Source organism: Pedococcus cremeus (assembly GCF_900111375.1).
Classification (GTDB): Bacteria; Actinomycetota; Actinomycetes; order Actinomycetales; family Dermatophilaceae; genus Pedococcus_A; species Pedococcus_A cremeus.
In genome coordinates this window covers 369,571-392,500 of the sequence record NZ_FOHB01000004.1, presented here as the reverse complement: position 1 = coordinate 392,500, position 22,930 = coordinate 369,571, and the positions used below count along the sequence as shown (strand labels likewise).

General features: G+C 71.4%; 21 protein-coding genes. 11 read left to right on the top strand and 10 right to left on the bottom strand.

Annotated elements, in window-relative coordinates; all coding sequences use genetic code 11:
• Window positions 1-98: 98 nt before the first annotated feature.
• Both BMW78_RS10360 and BMW78_RS10355 read left to right on the top strand, forming a co-directional pair.
• Window positions 99-1,583, top strand: coding sequence for a DUF3352 domain-containing protein (locus BMW78_RS10360; RefSeq protein ID WP_177180348.1), 1,485 nt, complete (start codon window positions 99-101; stop codon window positions 1,581-1,583).
• A gap of 59 nt (window positions 1,584-1,642) precedes the next feature.
• On the top strand, window positions 1,643-3,169 hold the full coding sequence (locus tag BMW78_RS10355) for a gamma-glutamyltransferase (protein WP_245735775.1): 1,527 nt from the start codon (window positions 1,643-1,645) through the stop codon (window positions 3,167-3,169).
• A 63-nt stretch (window positions 3,170-3,232) separates the two neighbouring features.
• On the opposite strand, the gene BMW78_RS10350 is transcribed toward BMW78_RS10355, so the two are convergent.
• Window positions 3,233-4,582 carry an MATE family efflux transporter gene (locus BMW78_RS10350; protein ID WP_425439051.1) on the bottom strand — a complete coding sequence of 450 codons (1,350 nt, stop codon included), beginning with the start codon at window positions 4,580-4,582 and terminating at the stop codon, window positions 3,233-3,235.
• A gap of 59 nt (window positions 4,583-4,641) precedes the next feature.
• On the opposite strand from BMW78_RS10350, the gene BMW78_RS10345 reads away from it, so the two are divergent.
• Complete coding sequence (locus BMW78_RS10345) at window positions 4,642-5,454, top strand: class I SAM-dependent methyltransferase (RefSeq protein WP_245735773.1); 813 nt, start codon at window positions 4,642-4,644, stop codon at window positions 5,452-5,454.
• 48 nt (window positions 5,455-5,502) lie between these two features.
• Here the strand turns inward: BMW78_RS10345 and BMW78_RS10340 are convergent, their stop codons facing one another.
• The 3 genes from BMW78_RS10340 to BMW78_RS10330 form a co-directional block, all read right to left on the bottom strand.
• Window positions 5,503-6,156 carry a TetR/AcrR family transcriptional regulator gene (locus BMW78_RS10340; protein WP_091758947.1) on the bottom strand — a complete coding sequence of 218 codons (654 nt, stop codon included), beginning with the start codon at window positions 6,154-6,156 and terminating at the stop codon, window positions 5,503-5,505.
• Window positions 6,157-6,300: 144 nt separating this feature from the next.
• Window positions 6,301-8,769: a beta-glucosidase gene (locus BMW78_RS10335; protein WP_091758945.1), complete on the bottom strand. Its 2,469-nt coding sequence runs from the start codon at window positions 8,767-8,769 to the stop codon at window positions 6,301-6,303.
• 1 nt (window position 8,770) lies between these two features.
• Window positions 8,771-10,072, bottom strand: a complete 1,302-nt coding sequence (locus tag BMW78_RS10330) for an MFS transporter (RefSeq protein WP_091758943.1) — start codon at window positions 10,070-10,072, stop codon at window positions 8,771-8,773.
• Window positions 10,073-10,310: 238 nt separating this feature from the next.
• Here BMW78_RS10330 and BMW78_RS10325 point away from each other — a divergent pair, with 238 nt between their 5' ends.
• On the top strand, window positions 10,311-11,108 hold the full coding sequence (locus BMW78_RS10325; RefSeq protein WP_091758941.1) for a PIG-L deacetylase family protein: 798 nt from the start codon (window positions 10,311-10,313) through the stop codon (window positions 11,106-11,108).
• On the opposite strand, the gene BMW78_RS10320 is transcribed toward BMW78_RS10325, so the two are convergent.
• Genes BMW78_RS10320 through BMW78_RS10310 form a run of 3 tightly spaced genes read right to left on the bottom strand, consistent with a single transcriptional unit; the run spans window position 11,085 to window position 13,858 of the window.
• Window positions 11,085-11,783 (bottom strand): cobalamin B12-binding domain-containing protein, encoded by a 699-nt coding sequence (locus tag BMW78_RS10320; protein ID WP_091758939.1) that lies wholly within the window; start codon window positions 11,781-11,783, stop codon window positions 11,085-11,087. The two genes, BMW78_RS10325 and BMW78_RS10320, sit on opposite strands and share 24 nt — an antisense overlap.
• A 60-nt stretch (window positions 11,784-11,843) precedes the next feature.
• Window positions 11,844-12,536, bottom strand: coding sequence for a DNA alkylation repair protein (locus tag BMW78_RS10315; protein WP_091758937.1), 693 nt, complete (start codon window positions 12,534-12,536; stop codon window positions 11,844-11,846).
• Between the two features lie 59 nt (window positions 12,537-12,595).
• Window positions 12,596-13,858: a helix-turn-helix domain-containing protein gene (locus BMW78_RS10310; RefSeq protein WP_091758935.1), complete on the bottom strand. Its 1,263-nt coding sequence runs from the start codon at window positions 13,856-13,858 to the stop codon at window positions 12,596-12,598.
• Window positions 13,859-13,944: 86 nt separating this feature from the next.
• Here BMW78_RS10310 and BMW78_RS10305 point away from each other — a divergent pair, with 86 nt between their 5' ends.
• Both BMW78_RS10305 and BMW78_RS10300 read left to right on the top strand, forming a co-directional pair.
• Window positions 13,945-15,033 (top strand): ferredoxin reductase, encoded by a 1,089-nt coding sequence (locus BMW78_RS10305; protein ID WP_245735772.1) that lies wholly within the window; start codon window positions 13,945-13,947, stop codon window positions 15,031-15,033.
• Window positions 15,034-15,041: 8 nt separating this feature from the next.
• Window positions 15,042-16,409 (top strand): fatty acid desaturase family protein, encoded by a 1,368-nt coding sequence (locus BMW78_RS10300; protein ID WP_091758931.1) that lies wholly within the window; start codon window positions 15,042-15,044, stop codon window positions 16,407-16,409.
• Window positions 16,410-16,559: 150 nt separating this feature from the next.
• On the opposite strand, the gene BMW78_RS10295 is transcribed toward BMW78_RS10300, so the two are convergent.
• Window positions 16,560-16,832, bottom strand: coding sequence for a DUF2277 domain-containing protein (locus tag BMW78_RS10295; protein WP_091758929.1), 273 nt, complete (start codon window positions 16,830-16,832; stop codon window positions 16,560-16,562).
• A gap of 551 nt (window positions 16,833-17,383) precedes the next feature.
• On the opposite strand from BMW78_RS10295, the gene dnaB reads away from it, so the two are divergent.
• Window positions 17,384-18,745: a replicative DNA helicase gene (gene dnaB / locus BMW78_RS10290; protein ID WP_091759184.1), complete on the top strand. Its 1,362-nt coding sequence runs from the start codon at window positions 17,384-17,386 to the stop codon at window positions 18,743-18,745.
• A gap of 421 nt (window positions 18,746-19,166) precedes the next feature.
• On the opposite strand, the gene BMW78_RS10285 is transcribed toward dnaB, so the two are convergent.
• Complete coding sequence (locus BMW78_RS10285; RefSeq protein ID WP_218144311.1) at window positions 19,167-19,589, bottom strand: hypothetical protein; 423 nt, start codon at window positions 19,587-19,589, stop codon at window positions 19,167-19,169.
• 270 nt (window positions 19,590-19,859) lie between these two features.
• On the opposite strand from BMW78_RS10285, the gene BMW78_RS10280 reads away from it, so the two are divergent.
• Window positions 19,860-20,207 (top strand): hypothetical protein, encoded by a 348-nt coding sequence (locus tag BMW78_RS10280; RefSeq protein WP_091758925.1) that lies wholly within the window; start codon window positions 19,860-19,862, stop codon window positions 20,205-20,207.
• A gap of 497 nt (window positions 20,208-20,704) precedes the next feature.
• Here BMW78_RS10280 and BMW78_RS10275 read toward each other — a convergent pair whose 3' ends face one another.
• A complete protein-coding gene (locus tag BMW78_RS10275; RefSeq protein WP_218144310.1) occupies window positions 20,705-21,010 on the bottom strand; it encodes a hypothetical protein in 306 nt (101 codons plus the stop codon).
• A 454-nt stretch (window positions 21,011-21,464) separates the two neighbouring features.
• Here BMW78_RS10275 and BMW78_RS10270 point away from each other — a divergent pair, with 454 nt between their 5' ends.
• The 3 genes from BMW78_RS10270 to BMW78_RS10260 all read left to right on the top strand — a co-directional run bounded on the left by BMW78_RS10270 (window position 21,465) and on the right by BMW78_RS10260 (window position 22,890).
• A complete protein-coding gene (locus BMW78_RS10270) occupies window positions 21,465-21,746 on the top strand; it encodes a hypothetical protein (RefSeq protein ID WP_091758921.1) in 282 nt (93 codons plus the stop codon).
• A 159-nt stretch (window positions 21,747-21,905) separates the two neighbouring features.
• Complete coding sequence (locus tag BMW78_RS10265; RefSeq protein ID WP_091758920.1) at window positions 21,906-22,511, top strand: phosphatase PAP2 family protein; 606 nt, start codon at window positions 21,906-21,908, stop codon at window positions 22,509-22,511.
• Between the two features lie 91 nt (window positions 22,512-22,602).
• Window positions 22,603-22,890, top strand: a complete 288-nt coding sequence (locus tag BMW78_RS10260) for a DUF1905 domain-containing protein (protein ID WP_091758918.1) — start codon at window positions 22,603-22,605, stop codon at window positions 22,888-22,890.
• The last annotated feature ends 40 nt before the right edge of the window (window positions 22,891-22,930 follow it).

Here is a 22,930-nt window from a genome sequence, read left to right as displayed (position 1 = left end):
TGACCCTTGGGCGGTTTCGGTGCCACCGACTCCTCGCGGCCGCTACTGTCCCCGGCAGTCCACGCTGGGGATGCAGCACGGGGGAAGCAGGGGGAGCAATGGATCAGCTGGTGATGCCCGATGTCGTCGGGGACCCGGGACAGAAGTCCGGGAGCAGGGTCAAGACCCTGGCGCTCGTCGGAGGCCTCGTCGCCATCGTCGGCGGCACCGCGGTGGTCGGCGGCGGGTGGCTGGCCTTCAGCAAGCTGAACGGCGGTGGGCCGCAGCCGGAGAGCATCCTGCCCGCCGACACCATCGCGTTCGCCAAGGTCGACATGAACCCGTCCGGGGCGCAGAAGCTGGCGGCCGTGCGGTTCGCCATGCGCTTCCCCGACGCCAAGGGCAAGGTCACCGAGACCTCCGACCTGCGCAAGCTGGCGTTCGAGAAGATGCAGGAGGACGGCGGCTTCAAGGGACTGCGCTACGACAGCGACGTCGCCCCGTGGATCGGCGACCGGTTCGGCGTCGGCCTGCTGCCCGGCGCCACTGCCAAGGACAAGCCGATCGCCGTGATGGTGCTCGCGGTCACCGACGAGGACAAGGCCAAGGCGGCGCTGCCCCAGCTCAAGGGGAAGTCCAAGACCACGTGCGGGGTGCGCGACCACTTCGCGGTGTGCAGCGAGGACCAGACCACCGTCACCCTCCTCACCGAGGCCGACCAGGGCACCTCCCTGGCGGACGCCCCGGGCTTCTCGGCCGACATGCAGGCCCTGGGTGAGGACGGCGTCGCCGCGGCGTGGGTCGACCTCAAGCGGGTTGGCGACATGGCGGACAGTGCCCGGCTGGCATCAGGTTTCGCGACGGGCCTGCTCGGCACCGCCCCGGCGTCCGACGCACCGCGGGGTGGCCGCCTCGCCGTGGCGCTCCGGTTCGCCGGACCCAGCCTCGAGCTCGCCGGCCGGGTCACGGACATGCCGCTCGCCTGGCCAAAGAAGCACGGCGGGGGCACCGGGGTCACCGACCTGCCCGGCGGCACGCTGGCCGCGTTCGGCCTCGACGGCGCCGGCGACCAGGTGGCTTCCAGCCTCACCAGCAGCAAGGAGCTCACCCGGCAGATGAAGCAGGCCGGCTCCGAGCTCGGCCTGAAGCTGCCCGACGACCTGAAGGCGGCGCTGGGCGACCACGCCACCGTCGCCTACGGCGGGATGGACGGTGACACGGTGAAGGTCGCCGTGCGCACCGGCGGTGACCCGGCCGCGGTCAGCCGGGTCGTGGCGGCCCTGCGCAAGAGCGGCATGGAGGAGCCGGGTCTCCGGCAGTCGACCGCCGGCGGCGACCCGGTCGTCGCCACCACCGACGGCTACGCCCGCGAGCTCGCCTCGGGCGGCGGCCTGGGCGACCAGCGCTCGTTCCGCGACGCCGTCCCGGGCGCCAAGGACGCCCGCGCGGTGGCGTGGTTCGACATCGCGGGCCTGCTGAAGGCCCACCAGAAGGAGATGGGCGCCGAGACGCGCAAGAACCTCGAGCCCTTCTCCGCGCTCGGCTTCAGCACCCGCGGGGAGGGAAAGACCGCCGAGTTCACGCTGCGCCTCACCACCCGCTGACCACCGCACCACCCCGCTCTCCCCGAGACCTTTCGGGCCAGGCAGGGCAGGATGCTGGGGTGAGCCGACAGGTGGCGGTGGCAGCGACCGGTCCCGTGGCGGTGGAGGCGGGACTGGCCGCCGCCCGCGCCGGGGGCAACGCCGTCGACGCCGCCATCGCCGCCATGGTCGCGGCGATGAGCACCGAGCCGGGCATCGTGAGCGCGCTCGGCGGCGCCTACGTCACCATCTGGCCCGCGGACGGCGAGCCTGAGGTCATCGACGGCAACGTCGAGATGCCGGGCCGCGACCAGCCACCGGAGCGCTTCGGCTCCGGCCTGCGCGAGTTCAGCGTCGCCTACGGCGGTGGCATCACCCTGTATGCCGGCCACGGCTCGGTGGCGACGCCCGGCGCCTTCGCGGCACTGGGCCTGGCGCACGAGCGCCACGGGAGCGCTGCCTGGCGTGACGTGCTGGCCCCTGCCGCCGCGGAGCTGCGCTCGGGGTTCCACATCGGCGCCGCCGCGGCGAGCTACCTCGCGATCACGGCCGACAACGTCTTCGGGTGGGACGAGCACACCCGACCGCTGGTGACCCGTGACGACGGGTCCCCGCTGCAGGGCGGCGACCGGGTGCGCTCGCCCGACCTGGCCGACACCCTCGACCTGATTGGCGAGCAGGGCTCCCAGACCGTCTACACCGGTGAGCTGGCGGGAAGGATCGCAGCGGACTCTGCCGCGCGCGGTGGGCTGCTCACGGCAGCCGACCTCGCGGCATACCGGGCGGTCGTGCGCACGCCGCTCACCCTGCGGCTCGGCGACTGGGAGGTGGCCACCAACCCGCCGCCCTCCGTCGGAGGGCCCATGCTCGCCGTCATGCTCGGCGAGCTCGCCGCGCGGGAGGGGCGCACCTGGCTCGACGTCATCGAGATCCAGCGTCACGTGCTGTCCTACCGCCACCACGTGCACGACCTGTCGCAGGACCTCGAGGAGGACGGCTACGCGCTGCTCGAGACGGTGCAGCGCCACGGCCTGCCGGGGCTGCCCACCTCGTCGTCGACCGCCCACGTCTCGGCGGTGGACAGCGACGGACGGGCCTGCGCCATCACGGCCTCCAGCGGCTACGGCGCCGGGGCGACCGTGCCGGGCACCGGCCTGATGCTCAACAACTGCCTCGGCGAGCCGGAGCTCAACCGCCTCGGCCTGCACGCCCTCGCTCCCGGCACCCGGCTGGCTTCCAACATGGCGCCCTCGGTGGGGCGCAGCACCGACGGCGGCACGCTGGCGATCGGCACTCCGGGAGCCGACCGCATCACGACGGCCCTCATGCAGGTGCTGGCGCGCTACTGCCTCATGGGTGTCGGGCTCCAGGAGTCGATCGACCGGCCGCGCCTGCACGTGCGCGTGCTCGACGGTGGGGCCCACCGGCTCGAGCACGAGGACGACCCGGAGATGCGGGCGGCGGCGGACGAGTCGGGGATGGACACGGTGCAGCACCCGATGCACTCGATGTTCTTCGGTGGCGTGGGCGCCGCGCACCGGTCGGGCGACGGCCGGCTCAGCGCGGCCGCCGACCCGCGCCGCGAGGCCGCGACCGGCATCGGCTGAGACTCGGCCGAGACTCGGCCGCGTGCGCGTGCCGGGGGCGCCATCCCGTCGGGGCTGGGCTGCTCAGCGCGCCGCGCCGGTGACGGCCCACTGGTCGCCGCGCACCCGCCACCAGAACAGTGCCCCACGGATCGCCATGAACGCGGTGAAGGCCACCCACAGCACCGAGAGCGCACGCGCCTGGCCGGCCACCCCGCCGTCACCGAGCAGCGCGCTCGCGGAGGCGTGCACAGCGAGCACGATCGGCAGGTAGAGCACGAGGGTGACGACCATCGCCTTGGCCAGCCAGCGGCCGTCGCCGGCACCGATGAGCACGCCGTCGACGACGAACACGAAGCCCGAGAGCGGCTGCCCGAGGGCCACGACCACCAGGGCGGCGGCGAGTGCCGAGCGCACCGCCTCGTCGTCGGTGAACGCGGCCGGCACCACGGTGTGCACCGACAGCAGCAGGACGCCGAGCACCGCTCCGCCCCAGACGCCCCAGCGCACCATGGTGCCGGTGGCCGACCGTGCGGCCGGCACGTCGCCGGCGCCGAGCGCCTTGCCGGTCAGTGCCTGGGCGGCGATCGCGAGGGCGTCGAGCGCGAAGACGAGGAACGACCAGACCGTGGCCGCCACCTGGTGCGCCGCGAGCGGCACGTCGCCCATGCCGGCCGCGACCCACGTGGTGACGAGGAGGATGGCGCGCAGCGCCAGCGTGCGCACCAGGAGGGGTATGCCGGTCACGGCCGCCTGCAGCACGCGGCCGGGGTGGGGGCTCAGGTGCGCGCCGGCCCGCCGGGCGTGCCGCACCAGCACGACGACCAGCCCGGTCGCCATGCCGGTCTGGGCGATCACGGTGCCCCACGCCGAGCCGGCGATGCCCCAGCCCAGGCCGTAGACGAGCGCGAGGTTGAGGACGATGTTCGACGTGAAACCGGCGACCGACGCCACCAGCGGGGTGCGGGTGTCCTGCAGGCCGCGCAGCACGCCGGTGGCCGCGAGGGCGACGAGCATGGCCGGGATGCCGGCCGAGGAGATGCGCAGGTAGGTGGTCGCGTAGCCGAGTGCGGCCTCTGAGGAGCCGAACAGCCGGCACAGCGGCTCGGCGGCCAGCGCTGTGGCCACGGCCACCACGCCACCGAGCGCCACGGCCAGCCAGGTGCCGTCGATGCCGGCCTCCACGGCGCCCCGCTCAGACCCGGCCCCCACCTGGCGGGCGACGATCGACGTCGTGCCGTAGGCGAGGAACACGAACAGGTTGGCCGCCGTCAGCAGGGTCGCGCTGGCGACCCCGAGCCCGGCCAGCTGCCCCGTGCCGAGGTGGCCGATGATCGCCGAGTCGGCCAGGAGGAACAGCGGCTCGGCCACGAGGGCGAGGAACGCGGGGACCGCCAGCCGAAGGATCCGCCGGCTCTCCTCCCCGGGCCGCAACGTCAGCACCGGCTCACCGTAGTCGCGGCAAGCCTTGACACGGACGGCAGGATCGCGTCATGGACAGCGCCTCGCTCCGCAGCACGGCCCGCCGCACGCTTCGCCGGAACTCACGCCGACTGGCCCGGGTCGTCACCGAGTACGAGCAGCACAAGGACGACGCACGCCGGAACCTCGACCGGTCGCGGCCCGACCTCGTCGCGCTGGCCCGCAAGCACGGCACCGACAAGTGGGGCACCCACCGGTACGCGCAGCACTACCACCGCCACCTCGAGCACCTGCGCGACGAACCGGTCAACCTCCTCGAGATCGGCGTGGGCGGCTACTCCGACCCGGCCAAGGGCGGCCACTCCCTGAGGATGTGGAAGGAGTTCTTCCCGCGGGGCCACATCTTCGGGATGGACATCCACGACAAGTCCAAGCTGGAGGAGGACCGGATCCGGATCTTCCGCGGCGACCAGGGCGACCCGGACTCCTTGCGCGCGGTGGCCGGGCACATCGGCCGGCTCGACATCGTCATCGACGACGGAAGCCACCTCAGCGAGCACGTGGTGACGACCTTCGAGACGCTGTTCCCGCTGCTCGAGCCCGACGGCATCTACGCCATCGAGGACCTGCAGACCTCCTACTGGCCCGAGTGGCACGGCAGCGAGGACCGCGAGAGCCCCGACACCTCGATGGCCATGCTCAAGCGCCTGGTCGACGGCCTCAACTACGAGGAGTTCGTCGACGAGGGCTACGAGCCGACCTACAGCGACCGCCACGTCGTGGCTGCTCACTTCTTCCACAACCTGGCGATCCTGGAGAAGGGTGAGAACGCCGAGGGCACCCGCAGGCGCTCGATCCTGAAGAAGCGCTACGCCCCGTCCTGAGCCTGCTGCTGCTCCCCGCCGACGACTCTCCTGAGCAGGCTGCCCCGGCTACGCCTCGTCCCGGGGCTCGGTGCCCCAGCGCTCCCGGACGGTGGAGACGAACGCGGCGAAGTCGCCGGCCATGTCGACCCCTTCCGGGTCCATGAGCCACTGGATCTGCAGGCCGTCCATCACCGCCACCGTCACCCGGGCGATGTGCTCCAGCGGGGCGTCGGGAAGGCAGGTGCCGTCGGCCTCTGCCTGGCGCAGCCCTGCCGCGACCAGCGCCGTGGCGTAGCGGTGGTGCTCCCCCAGCCAGGCGTGGCCGGGGTGCTCGGCGTCGATGGCCTCGCCGGCCATGGCGGTGAACAGCCGTACGAACGGCTCGCGGCGGGTGTTGTGGTCGACCAGGGCGACCAGCTGGTCGAGCACCTCCCACCCGCGGGGCTCGTGCCCGAGGTCGAGGGCCGCGCGGTCCTGCTCGTCGCGGCGCTGCAGCACGCCGGCGAGGAGCAGCTCCTTGGACGGGAAGTGGTGCAGCAGCCCCGTCTGGCTCAGGCCGGCCGCCTCGGCGACCGCCACCATCGACGTGCCCCGGTAGCCGGTCTCGGCGAACAGCGTCGCGGCCGCCGCGAGGATGCGCTCGCGGGTGTCGGCACCGCCGCTGCCTCGAGGACGGCCGGGACGGCGGCGCGGGGTGCGGGACGCGTCGGCCGTGGTCATGCGGGTGACTGTATGCCGCGTGTTCACCGCGGTGCTCTCCTCCCCCTGGTGCGGGACCCGGCCCGGGTGGGCCGGGCCCCGCGTGTGGTGCTGCGTGTCAGGTGCTTCTCCGATGGGCTTGCCGAAGCCCGGGGTGGGCCGGCCTCAGAGCGCCAGCCGGTGGCGGACGTCGCCCAGGCCGCGTGCGACCAGCAGCTCGCCGCCCTCGCCGAGCGTCGCCCACTTGCCGGCCTGCTCGTCCCACCGACGCCACAGCCGGGCGTCGCACTCGACCGTGACGGTGGCGCTGTCGCCGGGGGCCACCTCGGCGGCGGCCCAGCCCACCAGGCGCACCGGCTCGTCGGCCTCGGCGGGCTGGAGGTAGACCTGCACGACCTCGCGCGAGTCGCGCTCGCCGGTGTTGCGGACCGTGACCTCAACGCGGGGAGCGCCCTCTGCGCCCTTGCCGCTGACCTGCGCGGCGTCGTAGTCCCAGGTGGCGTAGCCGAGCCCGTGCCCGAACCACCAGGCCGGGGCCTTCGCGTGGCCGGCGGCGAACCCGCGGTAGCCGATGAAGGTGCCGTCGGTGTACTCCAGCGCCAGGTCGGTGGGCTCGACGTCCCAGGCCGGGGCGTCGCCGTCGGCGGCGGGGTAGGAGGTGACGAGCCGGCCCGCCGGCTCACGCACCCCGAGCAGGGCGTCGGCCACGGCGTGGCCTCCCTCCTGTCCGGGCAGCCCGACCACGACGACCGCGTCGACCAGGTGGGCCCACGGCATCAGCACCGGGGTGGCAGCGTTGACGACGACCACGGTGCGGCGGGCCGCCTCGGCCACGGCGGCGACCAGGGCGTCCTGCTCCCCGGGCAGCGCGAGCGTGTGCTTGTCGAGGGCCTCGGTCTCCTGCTCCTCGGTGAGGCCGACGACCACCACGGCGACGTCCGCGGTGCGGGCCGCCTCCACCGCCGCGGCGATGGTCTCCTCAGCCCGGGCGGCCACCGGGCGGGCGACCAGTGACTTCACGCCCATGCCGGAGGCGATGAGGTGGGAGAGCTGGTTGACCTCACCGTTCGGCGCGGGCCGCGGCTCGGATCGCACGAGGGTCACGGTGGCCTCGACCAGCGCACCTTCGGCGAGCTCGACCTCCTCGGTGAACGACGGCGGCTTCAGCATCGACTCACCCGGGTCGTAGCCCTCGGCGACGAGCGTGCTGCTCGCGACCTGCTCGCCGTCCACGGCGATGGTCCAGGCGCCGACGCCCAGCGCGCCGAGCTGCACCCGACCGGCCTCGGCCACCCGGGCCGCGATGGTGACCTTCTCGACGGGGCGCGGGAAGTCGTCGTCCCAGCCGACGCTGACGCTGGCGCCGTCGGTGTGGCCCTCGCCGAGCAGCTCGCCGTCGGCGTCGTAGTGGCGCACCTGCACGCCGGGCTCGCCGGTCTCGGGGTCGCGGAGCCACTGCGGGTCGGCCGCGACGGGGCGCTCGCGCACCTCGACGCCGTCGACAACGGTGAGCCGGTCGCCGATGGCCTCGCGCAGCCCCTCGGCGATCGACACCTGGTAGGGCGGGTTCACCTGGGCTGAGCCGCCGCCCATGCAGACGGTCTCGACGCCGTGCCGGCCCACGAGGGCGACCGTGCCCGCGTCGGCGGCCAGCGGCAGTGCGCCGTTGTTGGCGAGGACGACCATGCCGTCGGTCGCCAGCCGGCGCAGCTGGGCCCGGCGCTCGGGAGCGTCCGGCGCGGTCGAGGTGGCCGGCCACTGGCGGTGCTCGCCGAGGGCGCCGACGCGCTCGGCGAGGCGGAGCAGGCGGGTGACGTGCTCGTCGACGACCGTCTCGGGCACCGTGCCCGACTCGACGTCGCGCACCAGGGCCTCGCCCCAGGGACCGTCGGGCCCGGGCATGACGAGGTCGAGTCCGCCGAGGGCGGCGGGGGCGGAGGTCTTGGTGGCGAACCAGTCGCTCATGAGCAGGCCGTCCCAGCCCCACTCGCCCTTGAGCACCTCGTTGTTGACGTGCTGCTGCTCGGTGGCCGCGACTCCGTTGACGTCGTTGTAGGCGGCCATGATCGACCACGGGTTCGACTCCTCGACCGCGATCTCGAACGGCAGCAGGTAGACCTCGCGCAGCGCCCGCTCCGAGAGCCGCGAGTCCATGTAGTTGCGCAGCGTCTCCGACTCGTTGGCCACCAGGTGCTTCAGGCAGGCGCCGACGCCCTTGTCCTGCAAGCCCTTCACGTAGGCGGAGGCGAGCTTCCCGGTGAGCAGCGGGTCCTCGGAGTACTGCTCGAAGAGCCGTCCGCCGAGCGGGGTGCGGTGCAGGTTGATGGTCGGGCCGAGCACGACGTGGATCTGCTGGCGCTCCGCCTCCTCGGCGAGCATGCCGCCGACCTCGCGGGCGGTCTCCTCGTTCCAGGCCGAGGCCAGCACGGTGGCGTTGGGGAAGAGGGCGACCTTCTCGCCGCCGGTGAACTTCAGGCCCCGCACGCCGGTCGGGCCGTCGGAGAAGGCCATGGGCGCCAGGCCGATGCCCTCCTCACCCCAGAGCGTGAACGCGGTTTCGCCGGTGAGCAGGCGCACCTTGGTGCGCAGGTCGAGCTTCTCGAGCAGCGCTGCATACGGGTTGTCGGTGGGCATGTCACTGCACCTTCCTGATGGGGAGGACGACGGCGGCGCCGATGAGCGCCACGATGGCTGCTGTCCACAGCATGAGCGTGTAATTCGGGCTGGTCGCGGTGGCGCCGAGCCCGAGGAGGAGCGACCCCAGGAGGGGGGCGAAGGACTGGGGGATGGCGTTGGCCATGTTGAAGACGCCGAGGTCCTTGCCGGAGTCGTCGCGGTTCGGGAGCACCTCGAGCACGAGCGCCATGTCGACGCTCATGTAGATCCCGTAGGCCAAGCCCATGATCGCCTCGACGACGTAGAAGGCGGAGAGGGTGTGCGCGTGGGCCAGGAGGGCGACACCGACGCCGAAGAGGAGGGTGGAGGAGGCGACGAGCATCTTGCGCTTGCCGGTGCGGTCGGAGACGACGCCCGCGACCCAGCCGGAGACGACGAGCACACCGGTGTAGATGAGGATGCCGGTGGCGATCGCGCCGGCGGCCTCGGCGTCCTTCAGGCCCACGCGGTCGACGAGGAAGTTCAGGCGGAAGGTCGTGAAGAGGAAGCTGCTGAGGATGATGAGGAAGCGCGACCACCAGGCGAAGCCGAAGTCGGGGTTGCGGAACGGGCTGACCCAGAAGGTGCCGGCCAGGGTCCTCCAGTCGAGGCGGTCCGGCTTCTCCTCCAGCACCGGGTCGTCGAGCACCAGGGCGTAGACGACCATTCCGACGACGCCGACGGCGGCGGGCACCATGAACAGGCCGAGCATGTTGCCGGTCATGTGCGAGGCGATCTGCGAGGCGCCGAGGACACCGACGTTCTGCATGACTCCCACCATGGCCGATGCCTTGGCGTACTGCTTGTCGGGCAGCTGGTCGGCCATCGTCGCGATGAACGGGGCGAAGGCGGCGTTGGCGCCGAGCTGGGCGATGAACCACCCCACGGCCAGCACCGGCACCGACTGGGCCTGCGAGATGAGCAGCAGAGCGGCCGCCATGACGAGCGACCCGCCGATGAGCCAGGGGCGACGGCGACCGAAGCGCGAGGTGGTGCGGTCGGAGAGGCGTCCGAAGAGCGCGTTGCCGACGAAGGCGGCGATCGCGCCGACGCCGAGGACGAGGCCGAGGGCGCTGGTGCGCTCCGTCGGGTTGGCCAGGACGGTGTTGACCTTGAGCGCCATGCTCACGATCACCGGTCCGAGCAGCGCCACGAAGAGGCCGAACTGCGCGAAACCGAGGGCGAAGACGAAGGCCGGCGACTTGGGCTCGGTGGGCTTCTCGCCGCACCGGCGGCGCGCGGCGGGGCGGTCCGTCAGGGTCGTGTGGGTGGGGATGGTCATCGTTGACTCCGGGTGTCCAGGGCCGGGCCACGCTGCCCGACGTCTGCCGTCAAGGGCACCATCCGCCGTGGCTTATTGGAAATAGCATCTATTAACTATTTATCGTTTCGTGACCTTCGAACGGACCCGACGCCGTGGGCCGTCCACCCCTCGGTATGCCGCGCTGCGGGCGGTGTGCCGCGGTGCCGGCCCGACGGTGGCTGCCTCGCCTGTCGGCGCGGCGGGGCATGATGGCGGGATGTCGACCATCGTCTTCGTTCACGCCCACCCCGACGACGAGGCGTCCCAGACCTCCGGCGCGATGGCCAGGGCGGTCTCCGAGGGGCACCGCGTGGTGGTGGTGTTCGCCACCAACGGCGACCACGGCGAGGCGCCTGCCGACCTCGGTGAGAGCGAGACCGTCGTCGACCGCCGCCGCCGCGAGGCGCAAGCCTCGGCGGAGGTGCTCGGTCTGCACCGGGTCGCCTGGCTCGGCTACGCCGACTCCGGGATGACCGGCTGGGAGCAGAACCAGCACGACGGCGCCTTCTTCTTGGCCGACCTCGACGAGGCCGCCAAGCGCCTGGCCGCGCTGCTCGACGAGGAGGACGCCGACGTCCTCGTGGGTTACGACTGGCACGGCGGCTACGGGCACCCCGACCACGTGAAGGTCCACCACCTGGTGCACCGCGGCGCGGAGCTGGCCTCGCGGCGGCCGCGGGTGCTGGAGTCGACGATGAACCGCGACGTGGTGCGCCAGATGTTCGCCATGGCCAAGGCGGCCGGCGTCCCTGGCGCCGACTGGGACCCCGACGCGCCGATGGACGACGGCAACCCGCTCGGCACCCCCGAGGCGGAGATCCACTGGCAGGTCGATGTCGGCGACTGGCTCGACCGCCGGCGAGCCGCGCTGGCGGCGCACTCCAGCCAGACCACCGATGTGGGCGCGATGCTGGCCATGCCTGACGAGGTCTTCGCGCTCATGTTCGGCAAGGAGCACTACATCGAGCCCGGCCGGCAGCCGGGCATGCGCTCAGGCTGGTTCCTCGACGGCTGAGCGGCTGCGGCGCAGGGCGACCCCCTGGGCGGCGGTGACCGGGTCGCCGGCGAGCAGCTCGGCCCCCACCGCCTCGGCGAAGTGCCAGGTGGCGCCCTCGCCGGCGACCGCGAGCGGGGCGGCCTGGGCCAGCAGGGTCAACTCCCACCGGCGGGCTGCGAAGCGGTGCGGTGTCGTCGCGGCGAGCACGACGAGGTCGGGTGGGCTGACGCGGGCGACGGCGAGGAGGTCGTGCACCGGGGTGTGTGCCCCGAAGAAGCGGATTCGCCAGCCCCGCTGGTGCAGCACGATGCCGAAGGGGAACAGCGGCAGGTCGTGCAGCTCCCCCGGTGGGCAGGCCAGCCAGGCCACCGGACCGTCGCCCCGGCTCCACCCGCGGCTCAACATCGTCAGGCGGCCTCGCACGACGTGGGTGGCGAAGTGCTCCTGGGCGACGCTGAAGGCGCCGGAGGCCCAGTCGTCACCGACCCCGTGCATGAGGGGGACGACCACGTCGCGCAGGGCGTCCTCGAGCGGCATCGCGTCGAAGCACTGGTCGAGGACGTCCTCCGCCCGCCCCTCGTCGAGGTGGCGGAACGCGTCGGTCAGCTCGGCGCGCAGCGCGAGCACGTCGACCGGTAGGTCAGCCCCAAGCATGGCGGTGCCCGTCAGCTCGTCGCCCCCGTCACGTCGCATCGCGTCCTCTCAGGTCGTCGCCCCCGTCGAGGCAGCATACGTGTCGGGTCCGGGCGGCCCTCAGAGGTGCTTGAGCGCCTCACGGCGTGAGAGCCCCGACAGGCGGGACCCGCACCGGGCCACCTCGGCGCGCACCCAGGCCGGGTCTGAGCGGGCGTAGGAGCGCAGGGCCCAGCCGATCGCCTTGCGGATCCAGAAGCTCGCGTCGTCGAGGTTGGGCTCGATGCAGTCGTGGAGGAGGCCCGTGTCGGTGCGCTCGCGGGCCTTGAGCTGGCTGAGGATCGCAGTGCGCCGCAGCCAGAGGTCGTCGCCGACCGCCCAGCGGCGCACCACCGGAGCGACCTCCTCGGGGAACCGCAGCAGGATCGGGCCGACCCGGTCGGACGCCACCGGGTCGACGAGGTCCCACCAGGCGCCGGTGGTCGCCAGGTGCTTGTAGAGCGGCAGCGCCTGCGGGTCCTGCCAGGCGCGGCAGGTGCGGTGCCCGGTGAGTGCGAGCGCGGCATACCGCTCCTCGCGGTGCGTGGCGCCGTCCCAGAGCTCGCGCACGGTCGCCTCCCACTCCTCCCGGCTGCCCATCCGGTATGCCGGGTCGGCCAGGAGCGGGCGCAGCAGCGCCTTCAGGGCGGGGGCGCCGATGCCGTGGAACGGCATCGGCGACTTCATGTAGGCCTGCTGGGCCCTCGCACGCTCGGGGTCGCCGGCGGCCGCGAGGACCTCGCGGATCTCGGTGACAAGGTCGTGTCGGGCCACGTGGACAGCATGGCGGAGCGGCCACGGTCGGCCACACGGGCCCCACCACGGCAGCGCCGTCAGCCGGACTCCGGCGTGGGACGAGGCGTCGGCTCGAGGGCCAGGGCGATGGTCAGGTCGAGCACGGCGGCCGGGTCGTCGAGGGTGTCGCCGAACGCCTCGCGCACCTGCCCCATCCGGTAGCGGACCGTCTGCGGGTGCACGTGCAGGTCGGCTGCCACCTGGTCGCGCCGGCCGTGGTGCAGCAGCCAGGAGCGCAGGGTCTCCTCGAGGCGCTCGCGCGGACCGGGCTTCAGCCCGGCCAGGGGGCGCAGCGCGGCGGCCCGCAGGTCGGCCAGGGCCCGGGGGTCGGCGGTGAGCACGAGCTCGGCGAGGTGCGACTCGGTGTCGAGCACCTGGGCGGTGTGGTGCAGCAGCCGGGCCCGCACCGCCCGCTCGTAGGAGAGCCTCGCCTCGGCCCACGGACGGGCCGGCCCGAGCACGGCCTGCCGCTGGTCGAGCAGGCGGGTGAGGCGCACCCGGTCGGGCCCGGCACCGGCCGGCACCAGCAGGACGCTCAGGTCGTCGTCGTCCACGTCGGGCAGCTCGGCGGAGACGTGCAGGGTGTGCGGGCCGAGGTGGCTCAGCACCGCGGCCACGTGCCGCTGGGGGAGCAGCACGGCGGTGAGCGACTCCGGCGGTTGCCAGGCGGCCTGCTCGGCGGCGGCCTCCAGCGCGGGCTGGTCCTCGCCCTGGATCAGGAGGGTGGCCAGCCGCTCGAGGTAGCGCTCGCGGACCCGGCCGGTGGTGGCCGTCTCGTCGCCGTGGCCCGCGACGCTGGCGGCCGACAGCTCGTCGATGTAGGCGAAGACCAGCTCGGCGAAGCGGCCCACCGTGGCCGCCGGCACGTCGCAGGCCACGGCCACCTCCGAGAAGTGCCGCCACGAGACCCGCGCGCCGATGCGGTAGGCGGCGAGCAGGGCGTCGACGGAGCGTCCGCTGCGGGCCTCGCCGCGGCCGAGGTCGTAGGCCGCGGCCGTGCTCTTCGCGATGGGTACCGCCGGGTCCTCGCCGCGGGCGGCCATGCTGAGGAAGTTGGCGAGGGCGAGCTGCACGGCGCGGCGGATGGTCTGGCCCATCTTCCCGCTGAAGGCGCCGGTGTAGCTGGGCACCTCGACCATGATCGTCTCGACCGCCTCGTCGGCGACGGCCGCGACGGCGGAGGTCAGGGCCTCGCGCGTGGCCTCGTCGAGGTCGAGCAGGGAGGCCTGCCCCACCACCCGCTCCGTCTGGGCGGTGGCGGGGTCCGTCTGGCCCGGCACCGGGTCGGCTGCCTCATCCATATTTCACACTCCGCGAACAAGAAAGCCAAGCGGATTCACATCGGCTGGTCAGGATTCTAGCGCTGGAAGCGCGGATAGTAGGTGGTGTGAGTACTCCCACCGCAGCCCCTCGACGAGCGACCCTCGTCACCCGGGCCCTGCGCGTCGCCGAGATGGTGACCACCCCGCTGCTGCCCGCCGACTACCTCGACCTCATCAACCCCCTGCGCGCCGGCGCCGACCTGCGCGGCCGCATCGTCGACGTCCGGCGTGAGACGGTCGACGCCGTCACGCTCGTGATCCGGCCCGGACGCGGCTGGCGCGGGCACGTCCCCGGCCAGTACATCCGGATCGGCGTCGACGTCGACGGGGTGCGGCAGTGGCGCGCCTACTCGCTGACCTGCCCCGCCTCGGCCCCCGACGGGCTGATCTCCGTCACGGTGAAGGCCATCCCCGACGGCAAGGTCAGCAACCACCTCGTCCGCCGCACCCAGCCGGGCACCCTGATCATGCTCGACCAGGCGACGGGCGACTTCGTGCTGCCGGAGCAGCGGCCCGCGAAGGTGCTCTTCCTGACGGCCGGCAGCGGCATCACGCCCGTGATGGGCATGCTGCGCAACCACCTCGACGAGCTCGCCGACGTCGTCGTGCTCCACTCCGCCCCGACCGCCGACGACGTCGTCTTCGGCGCCGAGCTGCGCGAGCTGGCCGCCACCGGGCGGATCACCCTGCTCGAGCAGCACACCGAGACGGCCGGCCTCCTCTCCCTCGAGGAGCTGGCGAGCCGCGTGCCCGACTGGGCCGAACGGCATACCTGGGCCTGTGGCCCCACCGGCCTGCTCGACGCCGCCGAGGAGCACTGGGCCGCCGCGGGCATCGGCGACCGGCTGCGCACCGAGCGCTTCCGTCCCACCGTGGTCACCGCCGGCGAGGGTGGCACGGTCACCTTCGCCCAGCAGGGCCAGGTCGTCGAGGCCGACGGCGCCACCCCGATCCTCGACGCGGGCGAGGAGGCCGGCGTGCTCATGCCGTCGGGCTGCCGCATGGGCATCTGCTTCGGCTGCGTCGTGCCCCTGCGCGACGGCGCGGTCCGCGACCTGCGCGACGGCGAGCTCACCACCGCCACCCCCGAGAACCCTGTCCCCATCCAGACCTGCGTGTCGGCCGCGGCCGGCCCCTGCGAGATCGAGCTCTGAGGAGAGACATGACCGCCACCGCTGAGAAGTTCGACCTCACCATCGACGGCTCCGGAGCCGGGACGCCCCAGGCGCCCGCCGCCGAAGCCACCACCGACGCCACCACCGGGGCCCGCACCGCCCGGACGCCGCGCACCCCCAACAGCCGCCTGTCCGTCGTCACCACCGAGCGCCGCTACGTGCCCAAGCCGTCCGGCAAGCCCGACCCCGTCGCGCACCTGACCGCCGAGGACATCGAGGAGCTCGGCCGGGAGCTCGACGCCCTCCGCCAGGAGGTGCTCGGGTCCCGCGGCGCCAGCGACGCGGCCTACATCCGCAAGGTCATCAAGGCCCAGCGCTGGCTCGAGATGGGCAGCCGAGGCGTGCTCCTGTTCTCGATCTTCCCGCCGGCCTGGCTCGTCGGCACCGCCGGCCTGTCCGTCGCCAAGATCATCGAGAACATGGAGATCGGGCACAACGTCATGCACGGCCAGTGGGACTGGATGCGTGACCCCAAGATCCACTCGACGACGTGGGAGTGGGACAACGCCTCCCCGTCGGAGTTCTGGAAGCACAGCCACAACCAGCTGCACCACACCTACACGAACGTCATCGGCCGCGACAACGACCTCGGCTACGGGATCATGCGCGTCGACGAGGACCAGCGGTGGGTGCCGTCCTACCTCGGCCAGCCGTTCTACAACTTCCTGAACATGCTCGTGTTCGAGTACGGCATCGCCGCCTACGACCTCGAGCTGGGCGCCTACGTCAAGGGCCGCGGCAAGGACAAGGAGACGTTCCGCCGCGACGCCATGAAGGTGGTGCGCAAGATCGGCCGCCAGGCGCGGCGCGACTACGTCATCCACCCGGTGCTGTCGGGCCCGTCGTTCCTGCACACCATCGCCGCCAACGCCGTGGCCAACCTCGTGCGCAACGTGTGGACGCACTCGGTGATCATGTGCGGCCACTTCCCCGAGGGCGTCGAGACCTTCGCCAAGGCCTCCATCGAGGGTGAGACCCGCGGCGAGTGGTACCTGCGCCAGATGCTCGGCTCGGCCAACATCAGCGGCTCCAAGGCCATGCACTTCATGACCGGCAACCTCTCGCACCAGATCGAGCACCACCTCTTCCCGGACCTCCCGAGCAACCGGTACGCCGAGGTGGCGCCGAAGATCCGCGAGATCTGCGACCGCTACGGCCTCACCTACACCACCGGCTCGCTGCCGCACCAGGTCGCCTCCGCGTGGAAGCAGGTCGTGGTGCTGTCGCTGCCCAACCCGCAGCCGGGCCGGACGCGCGTCGGCATCGCCGCCGAGGCGGTGGGCAAGCGAGTGCGTCGCCGCCTACGCGGCGTGACCGGTATGCCGCGGGGCCGGCAGTCGCGCGTATCCGCCTGACCTACTTCCGCCTGACCCACTTCCGCCTGACCCACTTCCGCGTCGACACGCTGGCAACGGGCCCTTCCCCACTCAGGGAAGGGCCGACTCCCAGCGTGTCGACGGCATGCCGCGGTTGATCCTCGGTCCCGGTGGGTCCGAGCCGAGGGGTCAGGCGACGCCGTAGCGCGCCTGGGCACGGGCGCGGGCCTTGACGGCCTCCTCCTCACGGTTCTTGGGCGGGGCCACCGTCGTCAGGTGGTCGAGGAGGTGCTGGGTCGCGTGGGCCACGGCCGCCACGGCCTCGTCGAAGGCCGCCTGGTTGGCCTGCGACGGCTTCGTGCTGCCGCTGACCTTGCGGACGTACTGCAGGGCCGCGGCCCGCACCTCGTCCGAGGTCGCCGGGGGCTCGAAGTTGTGGAGCTGGCGGATGTTGCGGCACATGGCGTCAGGCTACGCCGGAGGGGTTGCCGGGCGCCGGGGAGAATCGGCGCCGACCGGCAAGGGGGACGGTGTCAACCACCATCGGGGGAACTGTGGATGCTAACCCATGGAACTCCGCCAAAAGACGTAGTTTTGCCAAACCCGGACACACTTCGAGACTTGTGGACAACTGGGCTCCAACCCACAGCCATTTTCTTTTCCTCCACAGCCCGTGGACGGCGTTTGCGCAGGTCAGAGTAGGTGGGTGGGAACTGTTACCCGGAAATCCACAGGACTTTCCCGAGGCTGTGCACAAGCGCGCTCGGCGTGGTGCACAGGTTGTCCACCGGCTGTCCACAGGGCGGGTTTGAGTCAGCCCTCCGCCGGGCCATAGCGTGACGCGATCACGGGCGTGAAACGCGTCTCGGGACTGGTCTCCACCGAGGGCGCTGGGCACGACCCAGCCTCTTCGAGGAGGTCCTCCCGGACGCTGTCACAGGCCGGTGGTTCACTGTTTCTCACGTCAACATCCGGCTGTTTTGTCAGGGGTTTCGCCAGTGTCCATCGCGGAGTTGAGCACGAGCGCTTTCGGCCAGGCCCAGGACGGCCCCCCGCCGGACGAGCGGGTGCCCCCGCAGGACGTCCACGCGGAGCAGTCGGTGCTCGGCGGCATGCTGCTGTCGAAGGACGCCATCGCCGACTGCGTCGAGAGCCTCAGGGGCACCGACTTCTACCGGCCGGCGCACGAGCTGATCTACGACGCGATCCTCGACCTCTACGGCCGCGGTGAGCCGGCCGACGCGATCACGGTCTCCGACGAGCTGAGCAAGCGTGGCGACCTGCAGCGGATCGGCGGTCAGGCCTACCTCCACCAGCTCATCCAGGCCGTCCCGACGGCCGCCAACGCCGGCTACTACGCCCAGATCGTCGCCGAGCGTGCGGTGCTGCGCCGGCTCGTCGAGGCCGGCACCCGCATCGTCCAGCTCGGCTACCAGCAGGGCGGCGGCGACGTCGAGGAGATCGTCAACGCCGCGCAGGCCGAGGTGTATGCCGTGGCCGACAAGCGTGGCGGCGAGGACTACAACGTCCTCGGCGATGTGCTCGAGGAGACCCTCAACGAGATCGAGGTCGCCTCCGGCCGCACCGACGAGATGATCGGTGTCCCCACCGGCTTCATCGAGCTCGACGAGCTGACCCACGGCCTGCACCCCGGCCAGATGATCGTCATCGCGGCGAGACCAGCAGTGGGAAAAAGTACGATCGGTTTGGACATCGCCCGGGCCGCCGCGATCCGGCACAAGCAGACCACCGCCATCTTCTCGCTCGAGATGAGCCGCACCGAGATCACCATGCGTGTGCTCTCGGCCGAGGCGCAGATCCAGCTGCAGGACCTGCGCAAGGGCACCCTGGGCGACCCGGGCTGGCAGAAGCTGGCGCGGATCATGGGCCAGATCTCCGAGTCGCCGCTGTTCATCGACGACTCACCCAACATGTCGCTGATGGAGATCCGGGCCAAGTGCCGACGGCTCAAGCAGCAGCACAACCTCAAGCTCGTCGTCATCGACTACCTGCAGCTCATGAGCTCGGGCAAGAAGGTCGAGTCGCGTCAGCAGGAGGTCTCGGAGTTCTCCCGTGCCTTGAAGCTCCTGGCCAAGGAGCTGGAAGTGCCGGTCATCGCCATCTCGCAGCTGAACCGTGGTCCGGAGCAGCGCACGGACAAGCGACCGCAGATGTCTGACCTGAGAGAAAGTGGCAGCATCGAGCAAGATGCCGACATGGTCATCCTGCTCCACCGCGACAAGTCCGACCCGTCTCGCGAGGGTGAGGCCGACGTCATCGTGGCCAAGCACCGTAACGGCCCGACCAAGGACATCGTCCTGGCGTTCCAGGGCCACTACAGCCGCTTCGCCAACATGGCCAACGACTTCGGCTGATCCCGCGGTCTGTGCGCCGCCACCGGTGTGTCTAGCGACATCTCAGTGTCATCAGTTGCGACAGGCAGTGTCACCGATCACGACGCCTGAGTGTCACCAGTGTCGGCGTCTGAGTGTCACCACTGCGAGTGGACAAGCGGCACGGTGTGTCACCCGTGACGATCGGTTTCGTTTGTGCACAGGGCATGTGAAGGCCCCACTCGCTGGAGCGGGGCTTCGTCTTGCCCGGCATGTTCGGCGAGGAAGGCTTCGAGCGCGGCGCCGGTGAGGACGGTTCGCGGGGTTCGGTGTTGACGACGTGTTGTCGGCGCGGGCGTGTTCGACATCGCCGCTCGGTGTGAGCGGCGATGGGTGCGATGGAGCCTTCTCCGTTGACGCTTCATGCTGGCCTGAAGCGCCACCGGAGCCCGTGCCGAGCACTTCAGCGAACGTCCAACTCCGCGTACATTCCGTTGGCGTAGTGGTTCTTGAGGTTGCACACCAACTCGTACCGGCCGGGCGCAAGGGTCAGCGTGACCCAGCCAACCGCACCCGAGGCGATGCCCTCGCCGGAGCCCGCCGCGCATGAGCCAGACGCCTCGCCCGCGCTGCCCGCCTCCGAGATCCTTCCGTCCGGGCCGGGTACGCGTTCTCCCACGGTGGACCCGCTGGCCAAGGGCATCACCACAAGTTCGTGGGTTCGCCAGCCCATGTTGCTGGCCACGAGACTCACCGTGCCCGCGCGGACCGTGGTGGGTGCGACCCGCAGCATCATCCGCGCGCCCATGGGCGCGTCACCGCCCATCATCCTCGTCATGCCCATGTCGGCGAGTACGACGCGGACCGTGGCACCCGGCAACGTCACAGGCGGAGCGCAGGAGAGCCGTGAGTAGTGGTAGCCCTGCGCGCCGCCCATCATCCCACTCGGCGACCGCGAGCTGCCCCCCATCATCCCGCCACCACTCTGGCCCGTCGGTGAACACCCTGCGAGAAGGAGGGACGCGGATATGGCGGTGAGGCTGAGGACGTGAAGGAGGGTGAGATGCTTTCTCGGCACGGATGCATACGAACATCCACGGCGCAGGTAAGGCAGTGGCGAAGGTCCCGCGCGGCCGCGCGAGTCGGCAGCGGCGCAATGATCGTGTTCGGGTTCCTGCCCTGGCTCGCCGCAGCCTTCTTGATCTCCGAGCGGTTCGACCTACGCGTCCCCGTCGACCCTGCGGCGTTGGCCCGGTACCGGCAGTGGCGACAAGCAGCCCTCGCCGTGCTTGCCATCGGTCTGGTGGTCGGGTTCTTCGCCGCCGCGGCGAACTGGGGAGACCCACTGATCCTGCTCGGCCTCGCGATCACAGGCATGGTGGGGTACCTCGTCAACGAGTGGGTCAACTGGTTCGGCGTCTGCCGGACCCGTGACGGTGCCTTGATGCTGACCCGGGTCCACTTCTCGTTCTCCGGTGCCCTCACGGCCGCCCACCGGGTCTAGCGTTCGATGCCCCGTTCATGCAGGGACGCGGCGGCCGCCACAGTGGAGGACCATTTTCGGGCAGCGACAGGGCCGCGGTGGTGGCGGTCAGAGACAGCTCTTCGTGGACGGTGAGCGCTTCACGGTCCGCCGCCGCCCCCGGCCTTCTCCCCGTGTACGACATCGAGTGGCTCTCTGGACCGAGCTCGGCGTACGGGTTCTCCGTCGCCGCCTACGAAGGCGGCGTCGCAGGCACCGGCTCAAAGGAGCGGGACGACCTCGACATTGGAAGAAGCGATCCGTATGTTCCTCAACGATGTTCGCCACCGCTCCGCAGGCCAGAGGGAGTCATGAACTGAACGGAGCGGTAGGCCGCAGCGTCACAACTGGGCGCTGGCTTGGCCGCGCGGTCCGCGCACTCGGCGCAGATGACATTCCCCTACTGCAACGCAACAGCGCCCTCGCTCAACACGTGAGCGAGGGCGCTGCGAGCAGGCGACATGCGCCTACGGGTGGGATCAGTTGTTGTCGTCGACACGGCCGCGGCTGCCGGACTTCGCCAGGCCGCGAGCGATCATGTAGCCGATCGTCAGGAACGTGATGTACCGAAGAGCCTGCTCGGCACTGAACGGGTCCGCGGTGTTGTCACCGTCGTCGCCGACGACGAGTGCGGTGAGGGCCACAGCGAGAACGGCCGCGACGTAGGCGATCAGCTCGGTGGTCTTCCGGGCCGGGCGAGTCTCGTCGGTGTGGGTACGAGTCTCGTCGGTGTGGGTACGAGCCGCACGGTGGGTGTTCGTGTCGACAGTATTGGTGGTAGACAAAATGAGCCCCTAAGAGGTGTGTCAGATGGTGGCCGATCTGGCCGTGACGCACGAGGGCCGCTTTGCTGGACTCTCTGAATGCTTTGATTCACAAGCATTCTCCGCGCTCAGAATGGCGCGATTCGCTAATAGTGCGTTCTGTGAGCATGACTGGCGGTGGTTGAGCTGTCAATTCGGCGAGATTCGTCGGAGGCTCGCGGCAGCGCTTGATCGTCGTGGACGGCATGTTCTCGACGTGTTTGACGGACACCCTGCCGATGGACCCGCTAGAACGGGCAGACCCACGTCGTGAAGGAGCCTGAGCATGACCGAGTCAAGCTCGCGCGGTGCCAAGCCTGCTGGCCAGTCCGCCGGTGACGCGGGCGACTCGTCAGTTGCTCCGATGTACGGTCCGCCATCGCCACCGGTGCCCTTGGAGACGGCTCTGCGACGCCCAGCCACGACTGGTCTGGTCGTGACGCTGCTGGCCCTGAACCTGCTGTTCACGGGGTGGTTGGCCCTGCGGCAGGAGAAGCGGATCGCTGAAGCCGCCAGTCCAGCGTCCTACTCCGGTGACACCTCTGGCACGGCCGCGGATCTGTCCCAGCCTCAAGTGTGCTGGCTCCTCGGTCTGGTGGCCGCTGGGCAGGGCAAGGGCAGCGAGGTCGCGAAGATGGCGTTGACCGGTGACGTCATGAGCGACTGTTCGACCTACGCCGGGCGCGGCGCACGCGGCCAGTCGATGGACGGCAACTGATCCCGGAGGGGCACAGTCGCTCGCATCTGAGGAACCGTCCTCTGGCAAAATCGGTTCACCTTCGGCGAGAAGGTGGGACCAAGGGGGAGGCAGGGTGCGCGCACGCAGCGGGACGGCCGGCCTTGTCACGGGGCGCAAGGGCGCTGCCCGCTCCTCGTCGTGAAGCCGCAGGGCTGGGACAACCCCGTGGACACCGGCACCATGCGGTTCGTGGTCGAGCACCGCGCCGACTGGGCGACGGCGCTCGCGAAGGCCGTGATGTGGGTGGGTACCACCCCTGCGGCACTCGCCGCAGGAGTCCTGGTGGCGGCAGTCGTCGTCGTCACTCTGCGAGCGTGGCGTCCAGCCGCCGCCGCGGGAGGGGCGCTGGTGGCGGCCGCTGTCGTCGCCGCCGTGCTGAAGGCCGTGTTCCAGCGTCCCCGCCCGCCGGCCGATCTCGCGATCGTCGCCACCGGAGGCTTCTCATTCCCCTCCACGCAGGCCATGGAGACCGCGGCCATCACGGTGGCGCTGATCCTCACGGTCCCCGTGACGATGGATGCCGTGTCCCGCTCGGCCGCGGTGCGCCGCGTCGGAGCCTCGGTCCTGGCGGGCGCGACGGCCCTGGTCGGGGCGTGCATGGTCTACCTGGGCGCGCACTGGCCGACCGACGTCCTCGCCGGGTGGGTCCTCGGTGCGGTCATCGGCGGCCTGTCCAGTCGAGCTGCCCTGCGAACGCTGCGAACGTCACGGACGACGGAGCCGCAGAACGCGACGATGCGGTGAGGCGCACTCTGAGCGAGAAGGGGAGCCGGCGGCATACCGTGTGCGGGAGAACGACGCCGATCGCAACGGTCGCGACAGGGGAGGTGGCGTGATGGAGCTCGAGTTCTCGGGGCCGATCGTGCACTGGCGCGGACCGGCACCGCACCACTTCGTGCCCGTGCCCGACGAGGAGTCCGAGCTCCTCAAGGACTTCAGCCACCTCAGCTACGGCTGGGGCTGCCTGCCGGTTCGGGGACGTGTGGGGCGCACCGACTTCGAGACGTCGTTGATCCCCAAGGACGGCCGCTTCCTCGTGCCGCTCAAGGTCGTGGTCCGCAGGGCCGAGAACCTCGACGTCGGCGACGAGGTCACCGTCCACCTGACCCTCGACACGGACTGACCACCCGGCACTCACGGCACGCGCTCGAACAGGCGGTGTT